Genomic DNA, 17,400 nt, shown 5'->3' with positions numbered 1-17,400 from the left:
ATACGATGCATGGATATACCTATCCTACAATCATATTATACTAAGTTAACCATAAAATGTAAACAGATAAAGAAAATTTTACATACTTTTTATGATTTGAAACACATCAAATTTTGTTAACGATACTCATTCATCACCAACGTTTTGATCAAAACAAAGTACGATATTCTTTAATCACTATGAAATACTATGACCATCACCACAAACCCCCTTTCATTTTTTATGGTAGATATGATAACACAAAACTTTGCATTTGTATCAATTATTAAAAAAACTTATATTTTTTGGCCAAATTCTTCAAATTTTCTTTCATTTTGATACTTGGTTGGTTATGTTATTGCAGTTATACACTTATCTTACAATAAGCTGATATGATTAAAATATTTCATAATTCTCCTAGTTCATGATAAGTAAATAAGCACTTAATTGTAAAAAAACAGACACTTAGGTCTGGTCACTCATATCTTTAATGCTATCTCCCTCTAATAATTCATATCCTACAATTTGTACACTAGGGACTGGTTCTTGTTTCAAAAGTTTTGCCATTGTTTCAGCAGCAATATATCCTGCTGTATCACTATCATATCGTATCGTGGTCAGTTTCGGTGTTAATAAAGAGCTGATTTCATAACCACCGAAACCAATCAATGATATTTCATCCGGAATATGAATTCCCTTTTCTTGAATGGCTTTATAAGCACCTAATGCCAGTTTATCTGTCGCACAAATGATCATATCAGGAACTCTTTTCGCTAACAATTTTTTCGTCTTATCATAAGCAACATCAAAATTAAAATCCGCATATAGTTGTTCCACATTTGTGATGCCATGTTCTTTTAACGCCTGAATGATGCCATCCCTTCGCTCTACACCAACGGATTGATCACTTTCATGCACACCAATATAAACAATATCTTTATGTCCATGCTTTGCGGCAAGCTCGCCTACCTTTTTTCCTGCTCGATAATCATCATATAATATGGATATCCCATCCTCATATTTTTGACCAACAAAAACAAAAGGCAGATCCATTTTTTTCACCAAAGAACAGTGTGCATCACTAACTTGTGTTGCGATCAAGATGATGCCATCAACATTCATCCGCCATAAGCTTTCCATATATTTTAGTTCCAACTTTTCATCATGATCCGTATTCATAATCAATGACATATAATTTTCTTTTCTAAGATATTCATCAATCGCCATCATTGTACGACTGGTTACTGTTGAATCTAGACAAGGTGCAATGACACCAATGATCCGACTCGATTTTGCCTTCAGACTTTGTGCAAATGCATTGGGTTCATAATGGTATTTTTCTATGATCTCCCTTATTTTTTTCCTAGTATCGTCTTTGACATATCCCCCATTAAAATATCTTGATACTGTACTTTTTGTGACACCACTCATATCTGCGATATCCTGCATTGTCAGCTTCTTTTTCATGATTTACTTCATCCTTTACTTTGAATCTATTATAAGCTACCTCATCCAAATATACAACGATATTTTAAAAAGGCAGCGAACACATAGCTGCCTTTACTTGGTTAGTTTTGTTAAGGTGAGGACTCTATCGGCGATTTCTGATACTTCCTTATCGTGAGTCACTACGATGATCGTTTTCCCACTTTGCTTCATTTTTTTCAAAAGTTCCATCACAATTTGTTTATTATGCGGATCTAGACTTCCCGTTGGTTCATCAGCAAGGATGATTCTACATGGTTTTAAAAGTAATCTTGCTATAGCAATACGCTGTTGTTCCCCACCTGAGCATTGATAGACTTTTTTATTCTCAAATCCACTTAATCCCACTTCTTCCAAAGCCTTCATAATTTTGTCTTTTTTATTTCCTTTTTGATAAGTAAGAGCCATCTCTAAATTACGATATACGCTTTCATCGTCTACAAGTGCAAAATTCTGAAATAAATAACCTATTTCATATCGCAGTAACTTTTCCGCTCCTCGAGAATATGGTGGATAACCTTTTTTATCAAAGTAGGTAATGGTTCCTTGATCTGGCTTTTCCAATTCGCCGATCATATTCAACAACGTACTTTTTCCACAACCGCTTTCTCCTATGATACAGACAAATTCCTGTTCCTCCACGTCTAAATCAAAATCTTTGATTACTATATTTTTTCCATAAGCCTTTGTGATGCCTCTTATCTGTAATGCTTTCATAGTACCCTCCTTTTATTTCAAAGCTTTTAAACCAGAATGACGTTCAAAGCGTCTAATTTGATATATGATAAATAAGATTTCAATCAGACCAAAGAATAAAATGTAGTAGAGAATAGCAGTTAACGCTATTTCATATAACATATATACAGCAATACTGGCTAAGATATAAGCACATAAATTAAGGATATAAATCTCATAGTATCGTTTTGCATAAGAATACCCTTGTAAATATTGTATAGATAGTTTCTTTTGATATACATCCAGATATACAAACACACTTTGAAATACAAAGGTCAAATAAACACATAGATAACCAAAGAATAAAAATGCCATAGACGTAAAAGTGATAAATTGTTTATTAAACTCTCTTTCTATTTCCGGTAGCATAGAATTGAAATATATCATCTGATCTAAATTTTGTGCTTTTAATTTTTCATCTATGCCTTGTAAATCATCTGTATCAACATAATAATCACTCATATAATAAGCACTCATTTCATCTTGTTCATCATATAAATAGATGATTGGATTATTTAGATATTCTCCAGCTTCGTCCACTTCCGAAAACTTAAGTGGTCGTAAGGAACGATCTAAATCTTCTATCCATATCGTTTGAGAAGGATGAAGTTGATTGATATAGTTTTGTAAAGATGCCGTGTTCTCATAGCGTTTTGGCACAAGCAATACACCTTTCGTTAAAGCATCAGTATCTATTATTTTATGATTTTCATCATGCTTTATTTGATAATCTTTTAAATAATTTCGATTCACAACAACATAAGGAATTTCATATTCCTCCTTAACACCATCCTTTTGCGCATCGTGATAATGAAGCATCCAATCAAAAAAATCAAATGTTTTACCATGACATTCCTGAACAACAAACTGATTGATCTTCATAATCATTTCTATATCTGATTGTGTTTGGTAAGACTCTACATTATTTATTACCTGATATCGATGTTGGCTTTCTTCTTTCATTTGATACATGGCTACTGTTCGAATCATTTGATGATAGCTATCTTTAGCCAAGGAGACAAATGGTGAAATCAACCCAACCGTTAATATAATTTTTAAAATAATATTTATTCGAATACTCATCAAATTCATTTTTTTCTTTTTCAAATCTTTAAAATCACAAAACATCCATAAATACCCATATAAAAACGCAATCACGATTAACATTAATACAAAAAAGCCAACGATTGCAAGCCCTATCACTTGATATAACTCTCGATTTATATTTCTATAAGGTCCACTTACAAAGTATAATAACAATAATTGTGAAACACTAAAGCCACAGAAAATACTCAAAAGATAGGTTGAGAATTTCTTTTTTATAATGTTTGTTTTACTAATTCCATTCAATTGCGCTACTGCAACATACTTCTTGTGTTTCACGATTTCCACAATCATCATCAAAAGCAAAGACGCAAAGGATAATCCCATACTGACACTTAAAAGATGATAGGAATCAAATTGAATTCCCTCTTCCGTGACTGAGTTTTTAATCGAATATGAATCCAGTTCTTTTACATCTCTTAAACTTTTCTCCCAAGGAGTACCTTTGATTACCCTTTGAAATTCTTCTACACTGATACCATCAACATTGATCAATACAGGCATACGATAATTTTTCGCCTGATGCCAAGGATGATAAGAGATAACATTGGAGTAATTATAAAACATAGGATTCAAGTAATCAATCAAAGCTCCTTGTTGATCCAAAGGATCCGATGTATAATACGATGTTTCCGTATTGCTTGAGTAATCAATTTGTACTTGATCCTTAGATTCAAATTGTCCTTCGTAAATATTGGTTTCTGCATAGACATATGTAGCAGTATTTTCTAGTTCAATGCCCCTATATTGAGCAGTACCTACAGCAACTGCATGATACTTTTTGAAAAGTTGATAGAAAAAGTTTTGACATTCTTCATCTGATGCAACTTCTTCCTTTAAATAAATTTGTATGGCTTTTCCTTTTGATAAATCAACGGTATTAAAATAAGCATTTGTATCTATGATGGTCATGAAATTCTGATTACCTAATGAAAAAAACACCGTAATAAAAAATAAGGTGCTTAGTAAAACAGACATGATCACAGATAACTTTTTCATAGAATATCATCCCCTCTAAAGAATGAATACACCCTCTAAAGAATGAATACACCCTCTAAAGAATGAATACACCCTCTAAAGAATGAATACCATCACATCATCTATATATAGTATAGTTTATTCCTTTGTCTTTGTCAAATCATGAATCAAAAAAAACACATATTGCATTAATTCCTCTATACTGCTTTGATACCAATTGGATGGTATTTGTTCTTTTTCTATACAACAGATATGGAAAATCAAACCTCTTGCCATGGTTAAGATACGCATTGCGATTTGTTTACTGGCATCTAGATCATGTACGATGCTTTCGATTTCATGATAAAGGCGAATAAACACCGGACGGTTTTCATCAAAAAAATAAGGATCATGATATTTGATATGACATACATAAAGCTGTCTTACCGTGGACATATCATTCAAATATACCATATGCACATAGGTATCTAGTATCTGTTCTATATTTTCTAACGGTGTTTGGGATAATTCCATATCATCAAAAACTTGATCTGCTTGCCGATAACAATACAATACTGCTGCTTCTTTACAAGGAAAATACAAATAAAAGGTACCGATCGAGATACCGGCATCTTTACAAATTTCTCTCACATTTAGTTCAGAAAGATCCACACATTTCATCAGCTTTGCGACAGAATGTTGGATTTTCTCTTTGGTCAATTCTGATTTACTCTTTTCTTTTATCTGCATAACGACCCCTCGTTTCTATTATCTTTATTTTACACGTTGAAATGAAGGAATACAAGGGTTGACACAGCTTTAAGAAAGCGCTATCATAGACATATATGAACACGTTCATTTTTTGGAGGTATGAAAATGAAAACATCTTATGAAACTGCATTTACTCCGTTACACATCGGCAAGATCGAAATACGCAATCGTTTCGCAATGGCTCCTATGGCCATGGGGCAATTAACGGATCATTGGGCGTATGCACAGGAATCTATTGACTATTTCAAAGAACGTGCCAAGGGTGGTACCGGTTTGATCATCACTGGAGCAAACTTCATTGAAAATCGGATTGAAAAACATCGGAAAGCCAGTTTTCCATGTCCATTAGAAGATCCACAGGAGTACATGACACAACTAAAGAAAATGAGTGATGGCATTCACAGCTACGGGTCTAAACTCTTTGTTCAATTGAGCGCAGGATTGGGACGTAGTGCAATTCCCGCAATGATACTAGACAATACCTTTGTAGCACCAAGTGCAACTACCAATCGTTGGGATCCTTCCATTCAACATCGTGCTTTGACAACTGATGAGGTTTATGAGCTGATCAAAGATTTTGCGACATGCGCTATGCTTGCGAAAATGGGGGGTGCTGATGGCATTGAGGTCCACGCTGTACATGAAGGTTATTTATTAGATAACTTTACCATGACATTATTCAATCAACGTGAAGATGAATTCGGTGGCGATATGATGGGTAGACTACGTTTTCCTTTAGCCATATTAAAAGCCGTAAAACAAGCATGCGGTGAAGACTTCCCTGTCATGTTACGATTCTCGTTAAAAAGCTTTATCCGTGCGAAACGTCATGGTATTCTACCTGGGGAGGACTATCCGGAAATGGGTCGAGATGTCGAAGAAGGTCTACAATTTGCGAAGATTTTAAGTGAAGCAGGTTATGATGCTTTGAATGTGGATGTAGGTAGCTATGATGCTTGGTATTGGGCACATCCTCCTTTCTTCCAAGAACGAGGTCTTTACATGCCATTCGCAAAGAAAGTGAAAGAAGTTGTGAAGGTCCCTGTTCTTATGGCCGGTCGTATGGGATATCCTGAATTAGCAAGTGATGCCATCAACCAAAATATTTGTGATATGGTAGTATTAGGAAGACCATTGTTAGCTGATCCTGATTTCGTCAATAAAATGCGTATGAGTAAGGAAGCAGATATTCGTCCTTGTTTATCTTGCCATGATGGTTGTTTTGCTCGTGCACATTCTATGCGTTTGATGTCTTGTGCAATCAATCCACAATGTAATAGAGAAAAAGAAGCGGCATTCACTCTTGCACAAGAAAGAAAACATGCACTTGTCATCGGTGGTGGTCCAGCAGGCTTAGAAGCCGCAAGGGTCCTTGCTTTACGAGGACATGAGGTCACCTTAGTAGAAAAAGAAGATCATCTAGGCGGTATGTATACTTGGGCTAGTGTTCCTTCCTTTAAGGATGATGGAAAATTATTGATCAAATGGTATGAACATCAATTAGAAGAATTGAAAGTCAATGTATGTTTGAATGAAGAAATCAAAGAAGATGATCCACGCATCATGCAGGCAGATGTCGTACTTTGTGCGACCGGAAGCAAACCTTTCTTACCTGCCATCAAGGGATTGGATCAGGCATATACAGCAGTGGACGTGTTAAAAGGCACTAAGACAATAGAAGAAGATGCTATCATCATTGGTGGTGGTCTTGTTGGTTGTGAATTAGCGATTTGGCTTGCTCAACAAGGTAAGAAAACAACGATCATTGAAATGGCAGATAAGTTGATGTCAACCGGTGCTCCAGCAGATATGAACTTACAGATGATCATGGAACTTTTAGAGCATTACCATACAGATATCCACTTAAATACAACGTTAATGGAAGTCAAGAATGGTAGTATCATCGTAAAAGAAAAAGAGGAACAAAAAGAACTTCCTGCATCAAATGTTATAGTTGCATTAGGTTATCGTAGTGAATCTACTTTATATCATAACATCCTGACCAGAGCAAAAGATATTTACAATATCGGAGATAGTTCTCATCCTAAAGATATCATGGAAGGCATCTGGGATGCTTACGAGCTTTGTTCTCACCTTTAAATCTTTGTGATCCTGTTTTGTATTTTTTGCATTGTTTTATCCTTGTGATATAATAGATGGGAAAAAGAACAGGAGTCATTTTATGGATAATATATTAACTTATATCAAATGGCGTGGTGATCTTTCCTTTTCAAATGCCCCTTTTCAAGAAGTAGATAATTTGGTGTTCGCCACGCTTTCCTATCTTCGTTTTTCCAAAGTATTTCAAAAAACCAAGAAGAAGTCACTTACCATCAAGGAAGCAAGCAATTTGTTTTTTTCCTTAGATGAACAACGCTATCGTAGTGAACATGATCTCACATTACTACGTATGATGGCAGAAAGTGTTCGTTATGGAAAGGTAAAAATACATTCTTATGTAGACCATATCGATGAAGAACAACAAAAACAGTTCTCTGCTTTAGCCTTCCAATTTCATGGCTCAGATACTTATGTTGCTTATCGTGGTACGGATAATACCCTCATCGGTTGGAAAGAAGATTTCAATATGACCTTTCTGGATACCATTCCAAGTCAATTAGAAGCACAAGAATATCTCACTAAAATTGCTCAACATACACATGGAGCATTATATGTCGGTGGACATAGTAAGGGTGGTAATTTAGCTGTATATGCAAGTGCAAGCGTGAAAGAAGAGATACAACATCGGATTCAGGCAATCTATAACAATGATGGTCCTGGATTTAATGATTCGATGCTGAAAAGAGAAGGCTATCAACGAATCGTTTCAAAAATTCATAGTTATGTACCTCAATCTAGTGTTGTTGGTATGTTATTAAATCATGAGGAAGAATATCATGTTGTCAAAAGTACACAGATTTCCTTATGGCAACACGATCCCTATTCTTGGCAAGTCATGGGTGCCGGTTTTTTAACCCTTACCATGGTGGATACATCTAGTATTTTGATGGATAAAACGATGAAGAACATGCTTATCAAGTTAACCCCTGAGCAGCGTGCTACCTTTATTGATGCCATGTATGATATCTTTCAATCTACGAATGCCAAAAGTCTAAAAGAACTGAAGGAAAATAAGCTTAAAAATATGACCATCATCGTCAAAGCATTGAACAATATCGATCCTTCTACTAGAAAAATCATGAATGAAACCTTATCTTCATTTTTCCTCAGTATGCGCAAAGCAATAGAAGAAATGTCTTTTTCAACACTAAGTGAAATAAGCAGTACGCCCGATCATGTTTCCTAACGGTGTACTGCTTTTTCTATTTTGCTGTATTTACGATATGTAGGATAACATATTCATTTTGACTTGCAAGTCGCATCGGAAATCCCCATGTACCATAGCCACTCGTCACGATCATCGGATAAGGATCATCATAACTTCCGTAAATATGAGGATAAACGATGCTGGTGAATAGCTGATTTATCGCAATTTGTCCATTATGCGTATGCCCGCTCACCTGTAATGCAACCTTTGTTTCATCATATACAGGTCGATGGTCCATCACCAACACCATTTCATTTTGAGAAACGAGATCCGCAAGTGGTTTCCGATGTTTTTCCATTTTATCTTTTCTTCCTACCAATAATAATTGATGATCAAGTAGCACTGTTTCATCTTGTAATATCTTCACATTGGCTTTCGTTAACATTGCCAGATATGCTTGTTTATTTGGGGATAGCGATTCATGATTTCCTAAGGCATAATATATTTGTTGTCGAGATCGTTTTGCTTGATCACAAAAATATTGCATATCCTTTTTCGTCGTTGATTCATCAAATAAATCACCAGCAATCAAAATCGCTTCTACACGCTCTTGTGAGGCTAACGTAAATAGCTTTTGAATCTGGGTATGTTTCACACTGGTAGAAATATGAAGATCACTAACCAACATCAGATCCATATCCTTTGTGAGCCCCGCTATTGGAACCACATATTCCTTTTTCTTGATCTGTGTAGCATTCCATAAGCTAAAACTTGTGATCAAACTAGCCATAAGCAGCGTAATCAGAAACCACCGTTTTCCGATTGCATTTGGATGATAGCGATGATAGAAACGATAGGCCCAATATACAAAAAATAATAGAATATATACAAAAAAGCTATAACTACATATATATAAGATCATGGTAGAAAGTAAATCAGATTCGATTTGATAAAAATGAAAAGAAAAGCGTAGGATCATTGATATCGCCACCAAGATACTACAACCGATATAGCATTGTTTTTGATATCGAAAGTTCATACTGACAGTGAAAAACCGATATACATCATACATACAAAAGACCATGAGGCATAAACAAGCCAAGAGAAATAGCATCATCATATGTAATACCTTCTTTCTACATTATCATAACATAGTATGGCACTTCATGGTTCTTACAAAAACGAAAGTTAGACAAAGTCATCTTTTTGACTAAGATATCGATAGACATCAATGTATTATTATGAAAATTATGAAAGTGATTTCATGCTATTGAAATGTGTCGAACTGCGTGGTATCATACCAATAGTTGAAAGTTCAACTAATTGAAAAAGGATAACAACATATGGAGAGCAGTAACTATTTATTGATGAACAATTCCATTCTGTATCGCTGTGCGCAAAAGTTTTATGACAAACAGCTTGAAGATTATCAGATTGGTGCAGGGCAAATTTTATTTTTGATCCTGATCTATGAAAATGAAGGTATTACCATGCAAAATCTAGCATATAAAGGAGCTTTTGATAAAGGAACGATTACCAAAAGCATTCAAAAGCTAGAAGAACTTGGATATGTCAAAAGTGTACCAGGTAAGGATGATAAACGTGTTCGTTGCTTATATACAACAGATGCCACCAAAAATATCATCAGTGAACTTTATCTGATTCGAAGAGAATGGTGGGAACGTTTGACCAAGAATCTCACTCAAGAAGAAATACATCAGTATGAAGTCATTCAAGAAAAGATCACCGAAAATGCAATGCAATATGATGTAGAGCAAGCAAGTGAAGATGTAAAGATCTTCGGCCTTCAAAAGCTTACCCTATTAGATTATCCGGGAAAGATGGCTTGTACCATTTTCACGGGTGGATGTAACTTTCGTTGCCCTTTCTGTCATAATGGAGATCTTGTATTTCTTCCGGAAAACATGGCAGAACTACCTGTTGATGATGTACTATCCTTCTTAAAAAAACGTGTTTCTATATTAGAAGGAGTTTGTATCAGTGGAGGAGAACCATTGCTCCAAGGAACCCTAAAGCCTTTTTTAAGAAAAATCAAAAAACTCGGATATGCCATTAAATTAGATACCAATGGAACCAATCCGGATAAGTTGAAAGAACTGGTTGCGGAAGGTCTGGTGGATTATGTTGCGATGGATATCAAAAACAGCAAAGAGCGCTATGCAGAAACCTCGGGAATACATCATATGGATCTGACTTCCATTGAAGAAAGTGTACGTTTTCTCATGGAAGGCTCTATTCCATATGAATTTCGTACTACAGTGGTAAAGGAATATCATCGCTTAGAAGATATCTTAGCCATTGGCACATGGCTAAAAGGAGCAAACGCCTACTATCTTCAGAATTTTGAAGATGGAGAATGTGTCATTCAGCAAGGACTTCATGGGCTTGAAAAAGAAGAACTAGAAGCTTATCAAGCACAGTTAAAGCCTTATATAGAGAATACTTTGATAAGAGGAATCTGAAAGGAAGAATGAAAAATGTACAACGTTATCAAAAGAGATGGAAAGATTGCAGAATTCAACATCACAAAGATTGCCAGCGCAATCAGTAAGGCCTTTGATGCTCAAGGAAAACAATATCACCCTAGTGTCATTGATATGATGGCACTACGAGTTACCAGTGATTTTGAGCCAAAAATTAAAAACGATACCATTGCTGTAGAGGATATCCAAGACAGTGTAGAATCTGTTTTGATTCAAGCCGGATATGCTGATGTCGCAAAGGGTTATATTTTATATCGTAAACAAAGAGAAAAGATCCGTAACATGAAATCAACGATTCTAGATTATAAAGATCTTGTGGATAGTTATGTCAAAGCGACTGATTGGCGTGTGAAGGAAAATTCTACTGTTACCTATTCTGTTGGTGGATTGATTTTAAATAATTCCGGTGCCATAACCGCTAATTATTGGCTTTCTGAAATTTATGATGATGAAATTGCGCAAGCACATAAAAACGGCGATATGCATATTCATGATTTAAGCATGTTAACCGGTTATTGCGCCGGTTGGAGCTTAAAGCAACTGATTCAAGAAGGTTTAGGTGGCGTTGTTGGTAAAATCACCAGTAAACCGGCAAGTCATTTGGCTACCCTATGTAATCAAATGGTAAATTTTCTTGGTATCATGCAAAATGAATGGGCCGGTGCTCAGGCATTCTCCTCTTTTGATACGTATCTTGCTCCATTTGTAAAGGTAGATCAACTAGATTATGATCAAGTTAAAAAATGCATTGAAAGCTTTATATATGGTGTGAATACGCCAAGTCGTTGGGGAACACAAGCTCCTTTTTCCAATATCACATTAGATTGGACGGTTCCAAATGATCTAGCTGAATTAAATTGTATCGTCGGTGGAAAAGAAGTAGATTTTAAATATAAAGATTGTAAAAAAGAAATGGATATGATCAACAAAGCTTTCATCGAAATTATGATCGAAGGCGATGCTCATGGACGTGGATTCCAATATCCGATTCCAACCTATTCCATTACAAAAGATTTTGATTGGTCTGAAACAGAGAACAATCAGCTTTTATTCGAAATGACTGCCAAATACGGCACACCTTATTTCTCTAATTATGTGAACAGTGATATGGAACCTAGTGATGTACGAAGTATGTGCTGTCGTCTGCGTTTAGATCTTCGTGAATTAAGAAGAAAATCCGGTGGCTTCTTTGGTAGTGGAGAAAGTACAGGAAGCGTTGGTGTTGTAACTATTAACATGCCTCGTATCGCCTATCTTGCAAAAGATGAAGATGATTTTTATAAACGTCTAGACCATTTAATGGATGTTGCCGCACGTTCCTTAAAAGTAAAACGTACGGTCATCACCAAATTGTTAGATGAAGGTCTTTATCCTTATACCAAGCGTTACCTCGGTACCTTCAACAATCACTTCTCTACTTTAGGGTTGATTGGGATGAATGAAGTTGGTTTGAATGCTAAATGGCTTCACAAAGATATGACAGATACCGAAACACAGCAATTCACCAAACAAGTATTAAACCACATGAGAGAGCGTTTGATTATTTATCAAGAAGAATATGGTGACTTATATAATCTAGAAGCAACTCCTGCAGAATCTACAACTTATCGTTTGGCTAAACACGACAAAGAACGCTATCCTGATATCATAACTGCTACAGAAGATGAAAATACCCCATATTACACGAATAGCTCTCATTTACCGGTTGGTTATACGGAGGATATCTTTGATGCTTTGGATGTGCAAGATGAGCTTCAAACATTGTATACATCAGGTACCGTTTTCCATGCATTCCTTGGAGAAAAACTACCTAATTGGAAGGCTGCGGCTTCTTTGGTTCGTAAGATTGCGCAAAACTATAAATTGCCTTACTATACTCTATCTCCAACCTATTCTATTTGTAAGAACCATGGTTATATCACTGGTGAAGAATATACCTGCCCTATTTGTGGTGAGAAAACGGAGGTATGGAGTCGTATCACTGGATATTATCGTCCTGTACAAAACTGGAATGAAGGTAAATCACAAGAATATAAGGAACGTAAAACTTATGATATCGGACATTCTGTATTAAAAGGAAGAGATGCAATCGCAAAAAAAGAAACAACAACCACTATGGAAAATCAAGAAATTAAGCAAGGAAAAGTATTATTATTTACAACAAAGACCTGCCCAAATTGTAAAATTGCAACAAACTGGTTACAAGGTGCCGGTATTGAATATGAAAAAATCGATGCTGAAGAACGTCAAGAACTAACCAAAAAATATGCAATTATGCAAGCACCTACTCTAGTTGTTATTGATCAGGATGATTATCAAGTGTATGCGAATGCAAGCAACATACGAAAATATATCGAACAAGTACAATCCTAATAAATTTGATGAAGAAAGAGTATAAAGCCTATATTCTTTCTTTTTTAGTTATGTAAACCTAAAAATTCCCAAGAACGGAAAAGTTTTCATTCATGAACTTCTGAACAGTGATAAGGACCAATCCAGAATCTCTATCATCATATCTCTACGTTATCTTTTTAGAATTACGCAGATTAGAATCAAGATTACGATCAGTGAGACTGTCGCATCCATGGTATGTACTCCTTTTCCACTCTAAATAGGAATGCTTTTCCATTTCAAAGTACCTCCCTACTTACTTATATACGTAATTTTTTTATTTCTTCATTTTTTTATTATGATCTAAAGTAGGGGGAATCAAATGAATTACAATCATTCACAAATTTTTTATGAAACTTTAATATACATACTATGATTTTGATATCATCACCATACAGAAAAATGCCGATGAACCTTAGTTTAAAGGATTATCGGCATTTAATTTTAAATAATAAATCATATTTACTTAACAATGAAAACAATCTAATATTCGAGATATGAGCTTACAAAATCAAATCATTTCTTATTTATAAAAGCTGTTCTAATCCATCTTGATTTAAAAGAATTAAAGAATGACCTTCTATTTTGAAATATCCATCCTGTTCCATATGTTTGAGCTCTTGATTCAAAGATGATCTAGATACATGAAGCGTATTTGCCCACATTGTTTGTGATTTAGGCAAAGGAAGCTTTTCCTCTTGTTTCATATGATTCACATGAAGAAGCCAAAATGCGATGCGTTCTTTGATTGTCTGATAATGTAGACAATTTAACAGCATTTGATTTTTCATACCTCGTTTTGATAGGTATAACATAAAGGAGTACATCATTTCTGTATCCTCTTTTAACATATGCTCAAAAACAGAAGCAGGCATCCAAGCTACTTCTGTTTTTTTCACTGCAATTAACGTATAGGTATATTCTTTTTTTCCTGTAAAATACAACAATTCCGGAAACACATCATAATCTTCAAAATAGGCACAACAAAGTTCATTGCCATTCACTGTATATTTCTCAGCTTTTAAACAGCCATCTACAACGAACCCAAACGCTTCTATCGGTGTGTGAACCGGACATAAAACGGCAGCAGTTTTATAAGTTTCATAACGAAGCTGTTCTGCATAAATGGGATGATGTAGACAACGATATACAAATGGTGCTTGGTGAATGTTACAATCTGTTTCCAAAAGAATACCTCCTAACGTTTATATCAAAGCCTGATCTAAAAAATCACAGACATCATCATAGTCTTTTTCTCCGTTAAAGCGCTGTAGTTCTTTTCCTGCTTTGAATAATGCCACAACAGGAATGCCTTGTACATGATATGCTGTTACCAAATCTTTACATTCATCAACATTGACATAGTAGATATGGAAACTTCCATGGAATTCTTCATTCAATGCCTCTTCCAATACAGGATGAAGGGCTTTACAATGTACGCAACGCTCTGCGCCAAACAATACCAATACCGGCTTATCTGTAGCTTGTAAGACTTGTTCATCAAATGCTCTGATACTGGTGATTGGTTCAAATAGGCTATGATCTATGGTGAATAGCTTTTCTCGTTTGGTCATATCTTCCTCATCATCTGTGGCGACACATAAGGCTACATCCTGATAATAAGGAAGGGTACCTTCTACATCAATCACTGTCTTTGCGCCAAGAGCGCCTGCATTTGCCACACGATAGGTGGTATTGTCAATACGAGGGATGGCTACCTCTTTAGGTTGTGGCTCTTGAGGAACATAGCTGTATGGATAACGATAAGCACGATAGATCATATTGTTTTTTGGTCCTGTTTCATTATGACTATAGTAAGGAGAAATCCATTCCCATACAATTTCATGTTCTCTACTTACCTCTATTATACGACCATCGCTGCCTTCTGTCACGAGCGTATTTCCATTAGGTAAGCGTTGTGCACTGGAAACATAAGGACTATAAAACTTACTTGCATCTGTTGGAATAGCATGTCCTAATTCTTTTGGTGTCAATTTCCATACAACTTCTAGCGTTATCGGATCAAATTCAAGCACTCGACTATAATCACGTTGTGCATTTTTACTACCATTTCGTGAACCGGGATTTGGTGTTCCATAACCTGCCCAACCACCATTATCAAATACCAAGAGATTTCCTTCCCCTGGAAGACCTTTAGGAATCATATGAAAATGGTGCTGTCCAATGATCCATCCTAGTTTTTTCAATTCAGGAGTGGCATTAAAATCAGGACCGATCTTCCAAACGATCTTACCACTTTCCTTATCTAAAATTGCCAGAATATTAGCTTCTCTACAATCAAAGATAATATTATCCGGTTTAAATCGTTCATCGCCTTGATCATACCACTTATTTTCACCAAGATAACTCATACAGTTTACATGTAAATAATCACCGATACCACCATCAGAAGATCTCATATTTGGATCTCTAGCAAGAATATTCAATGCTGCCTCATCAAAGCCCAATTCCTCAAAATGATCTGATATAGACCATTTCCATAAAATGTTTCCTTCCCAATCAACCTCTATCATACAATCATCTAAAAGCTTTTTATCTGATATCATAGGTTGATGTATCGTCTGATGTACCAAGATCAAGGTATTTCCTGATAAAGGTTTTGCGTCCATGCCTGGAACATAATAACCAACCGGGTTTCCCTCTCTTTGATAATCATGATGCTGACGTGCCATAAAGCGATGATCTCTACCTGGGTCATTGATTTCTTCAAAATGATCAAATTCCCAAACGATATTTCCATCATAATCAATTTCGATCAGATTAACACCATCTTGCATACCATAATCCGGATGGCGATAACCTGATAGACCCATGACATAGCCTCCAGGTAATAACTTCGGTGGCATTGCATGCATATTCCATCTTCTGATTTCATTCCCATTCATATCAAACAACAATACACCATCATTGATCAGTGGTACGATGGTATACCCATTCCAGCATTTCTCTGGATCATAAACTGTTACTCCATGTGGGAATACACTTGGTTGTCCCATTTTTCATTCCTCCGTTCTTAGTTTTCTATCTTCATCAGCTTGCCATTTTCATAATAGGCAATTGCTGGAGATGCCTTGATATTTAATCGATCATATAACAATGTCTGTCTGGTAATATCCTGACGTATGACACGATAGGTATCCTTTAATTGTTCTTCTTTCATAGACATTTTCTCTATTTGCTCATTCTCATAAGGCTGATAGAATAAGAAAGCAACCTTACCGCTATCCGGTGTCAATATCGCATCTATTTGTTTCTTTTCTTTCACATAACGCTCACTTGCTGTTGCCGCAATTGCACCATCCGCTGCAGACGTTACCACTTGCCTTAAAAAGGTTTGTGTACAATCTCCAATTGCATAGATACCCGCTATATTAGTTTCTTTTTTCTCATTAACCAGGATGTATCCCTTATCATCACATGCAAGCAAATCTTGAACTAGCTCGGTTTGGGGAACCATACCGACAAAGAAGAAGATACCATCTGCTTTGACCTCTTGAATCGTTTGATCCACAACATTTTTGATTACAAGTGAGGTAACCTCTTCATCCCCTTTGATTTCTTGAAGCGTTGAATTCCATACAAAATCAATCTTAGGATTTTGATATGCAGTTTGTGCCGCCACCTCATTACAATCTAAATGGCCTTCTTCATGAAGTACAATGATGGTTACCTTGTTCGCAAAACCTGTCAAATAATCAGCTTCTTCAATTGCTTGATCTCCTGCACCTAACACATAGATATCTTTTCCTTTGAAAAATTCAGCATCACAAGTTGCACAATACGCAACACCATGTCCTGCGAATTCTAATTCGCCTGGAATACCTAACATTCTAGGCTTTGTGCCAGTATCTAGAATGATGCAATGTGTCAAAAAATCTCCACGTCGTTTTGTCTGAACAAGAAAGCTTCCATCCTCTTGTTTCACGATACCTGTTACTGTTGTTCGTTTCCATTCATTGGTTGGATAGCTTTGAGCATGTGCTTTAAACTTTTCCATCAATCCTGCACCACTATCTGATATGACTCCCGGATAATTTCGAATTTCTCTTGTATCATTGATTCTTCCACCATAGCTTCCTTTTTCAATTAGAAGCGTTTTCCGCTGTGCTCTTCCAACATAAATGGCTGCGGCCAAACCTGCAGGTCCTCCACCAATGATAACGACATCATACATTTCACTCATAT

At 35.9% G+C, this 17,400-nt stretch carries 12 protein-coding genes; 4 read left to right on the top strand and 8 right to left on the bottom strand.

Annotation, left to right across the window (positions count from 1 at the left end; genetic code table 11):
- Nucleotides 1-444: 444 nt before the first annotated feature.
- From UGRO018_RS03475 to UGRO018_RS03460, 4 genes are all read right to left on the bottom strand, one after another.
- A complete protein-coding gene (locus UGRO018_RS03475; protein ID WP_416325062.1) occupies nt 445-1,446 on the bottom strand; it encodes a LacI family DNA-binding transcriptional regulator in 1,002 nt (333 codons plus the stop codon).
- Nucleotides 1,447-1,539: 93 nt separating this feature from the next.
- Nucleotides 1,540-2,181 (bottom strand): putative bacteriocin export ABC transporter, encoded by a 642-nt coding sequence (locus UGRO018_RS03470; protein WP_416325061.1) that lies wholly within the window; start codon nt 2,179-2,181, stop codon nt 1,540-1,542.
- Between the two features lie 12 nt (nt 2,182-2,193).
- Nucleotides 2,194-4,302: a hypothetical protein gene (locus UGRO018_RS03465; RefSeq protein WP_416325060.1), complete on the bottom strand. Its 2,109-nt coding sequence runs from the start codon at nt 4,300-4,302 to the stop codon at nt 2,194-2,196.
- A 117-nt stretch (nt 4,303-4,419) separates the two neighbouring features.
- Nucleotides 4,420-5,010 carry a TetR/AcrR family transcriptional regulator gene (locus UGRO018_RS03460; protein ID WP_416325059.1) on the bottom strand — a complete coding sequence of 197 codons (591 nt, stop codon included), beginning with the start codon at nt 5,008-5,010 and terminating at the stop codon, nt 4,420-4,422.
- A gap of 126 nt (nt 5,011-5,136) precedes the next feature.
- On the opposite strand from UGRO018_RS03460, the gene UGRO018_RS03455 reads away from it, so the two are divergent.
- Both UGRO018_RS03455 and UGRO018_RS03450 read left to right on the top strand, forming a co-directional pair.
- Nucleotides 5,137-7,131, top strand: a complete 1,995-nt coding sequence (locus tag UGRO018_RS03455; RefSeq protein ID WP_416325058.1) for an oxidoreductase — start codon at nt 5,137-5,139, stop codon at nt 7,129-7,131.
- Between the two features lie 82 nt (nt 7,132-7,213).
- A complete protein-coding gene (locus UGRO018_RS03450; protein WP_416325057.1) occupies nt 7,214-8,338 on the top strand; it encodes a DUF2974 domain-containing protein in 1,125 nt (374 codons plus the stop codon).
- A 16-nt stretch (nt 8,339-8,354) separates the two neighbouring features.
- Here UGRO018_RS03450 and UGRO018_RS03445 read toward each other — a convergent pair whose 3' ends face one another.
- Complete coding sequence (locus UGRO018_RS03445; RefSeq protein WP_416325056.1) at nt 8,355-9,419, bottom strand: metallophosphoesterase; 1,065 nt, start codon at nt 9,417-9,419, stop codon at nt 8,355-8,357.
- 223 nt (nt 9,420-9,642) lie between these two features.
- Here UGRO018_RS03445 and UGRO018_RS03440 point away from each other — a divergent pair, with 223 nt between their 5' ends.
- Both UGRO018_RS03440 and UGRO018_RS03435 read left to right on the top strand, forming a co-directional pair.
- Nucleotides 9,643-10,782, top strand: a complete 1,140-nt coding sequence (locus UGRO018_RS03440; protein WP_416325055.1) for an anaerobic ribonucleoside-triphosphate reductase activating protein — start codon at nt 9,643-9,645, stop codon at nt 10,780-10,782.
- Nucleotides 10,783-10,797: 15 nt separating this feature from the next.
- Complete coding sequence (locus tag UGRO018_RS03435; protein ID WP_416325054.1) at nt 10,798-13,176, top strand: ribonucleoside triphosphate reductase; 2,379 nt, start codon at nt 10,798-10,800, stop codon at nt 13,174-13,176.
- A 545-nt stretch (nt 13,177-13,721) separates the two neighbouring features.
- On the opposite strand, the gene UGRO018_RS03430 is transcribed toward UGRO018_RS03435, so the two are convergent.
- Genes UGRO018_RS03430 through UGRO018_RS03420 form a run of 3 tightly spaced genes read right to left on the bottom strand, consistent with a single transcriptional unit; the run spans nt 13,722 to nt 17,398 of the window.
- On the bottom strand, nt 13,722-14,381 hold the full coding sequence (locus UGRO018_RS03430; RefSeq protein ID WP_416325053.1) for a Crp/Fnr family transcriptional regulator: 660 nt from the start codon (nt 14,379-14,381) through the stop codon (nt 13,722-13,724).
- Nucleotides 14,382-14,399: 18 nt separating this feature from the next.
- Nucleotides 14,400-16,211 (bottom strand): aryl-sulfate sulfotransferase, encoded by a 1,812-nt coding sequence (locus UGRO018_RS03425; protein ID WP_416325052.1) that lies wholly within the window; start codon nt 16,209-16,211, stop codon nt 14,400-14,402.
- Between the two features lie 17 nt (nt 16,212-16,228).
- Nucleotides 16,229-17,398 (bottom strand): NAD(P)/FAD-dependent oxidoreductase, encoded by a 1,170-nt coding sequence (locus UGRO018_RS03420; protein WP_416325051.1) that lies wholly within the window; start codon nt 17,396-17,398, stop codon nt 16,229-16,231.
- Between the last annotated feature and the right edge of the window lie 2 nt (nt 17,399-17,400).

This window comes from Hoskinsella mucinilytica, assembly GCF_045223415.1.
GTDB lineage: Bacteria > Bacillota_I > Bacilli_A > Erysipelotrichales > Erysipelotrichaceae > Hoskinsella > Hoskinsella mucinilytica.
Note: the sequence above shows the minus strand (reverse complement) of the source record. Positions and strands in the feature narration are given on the sequence as shown.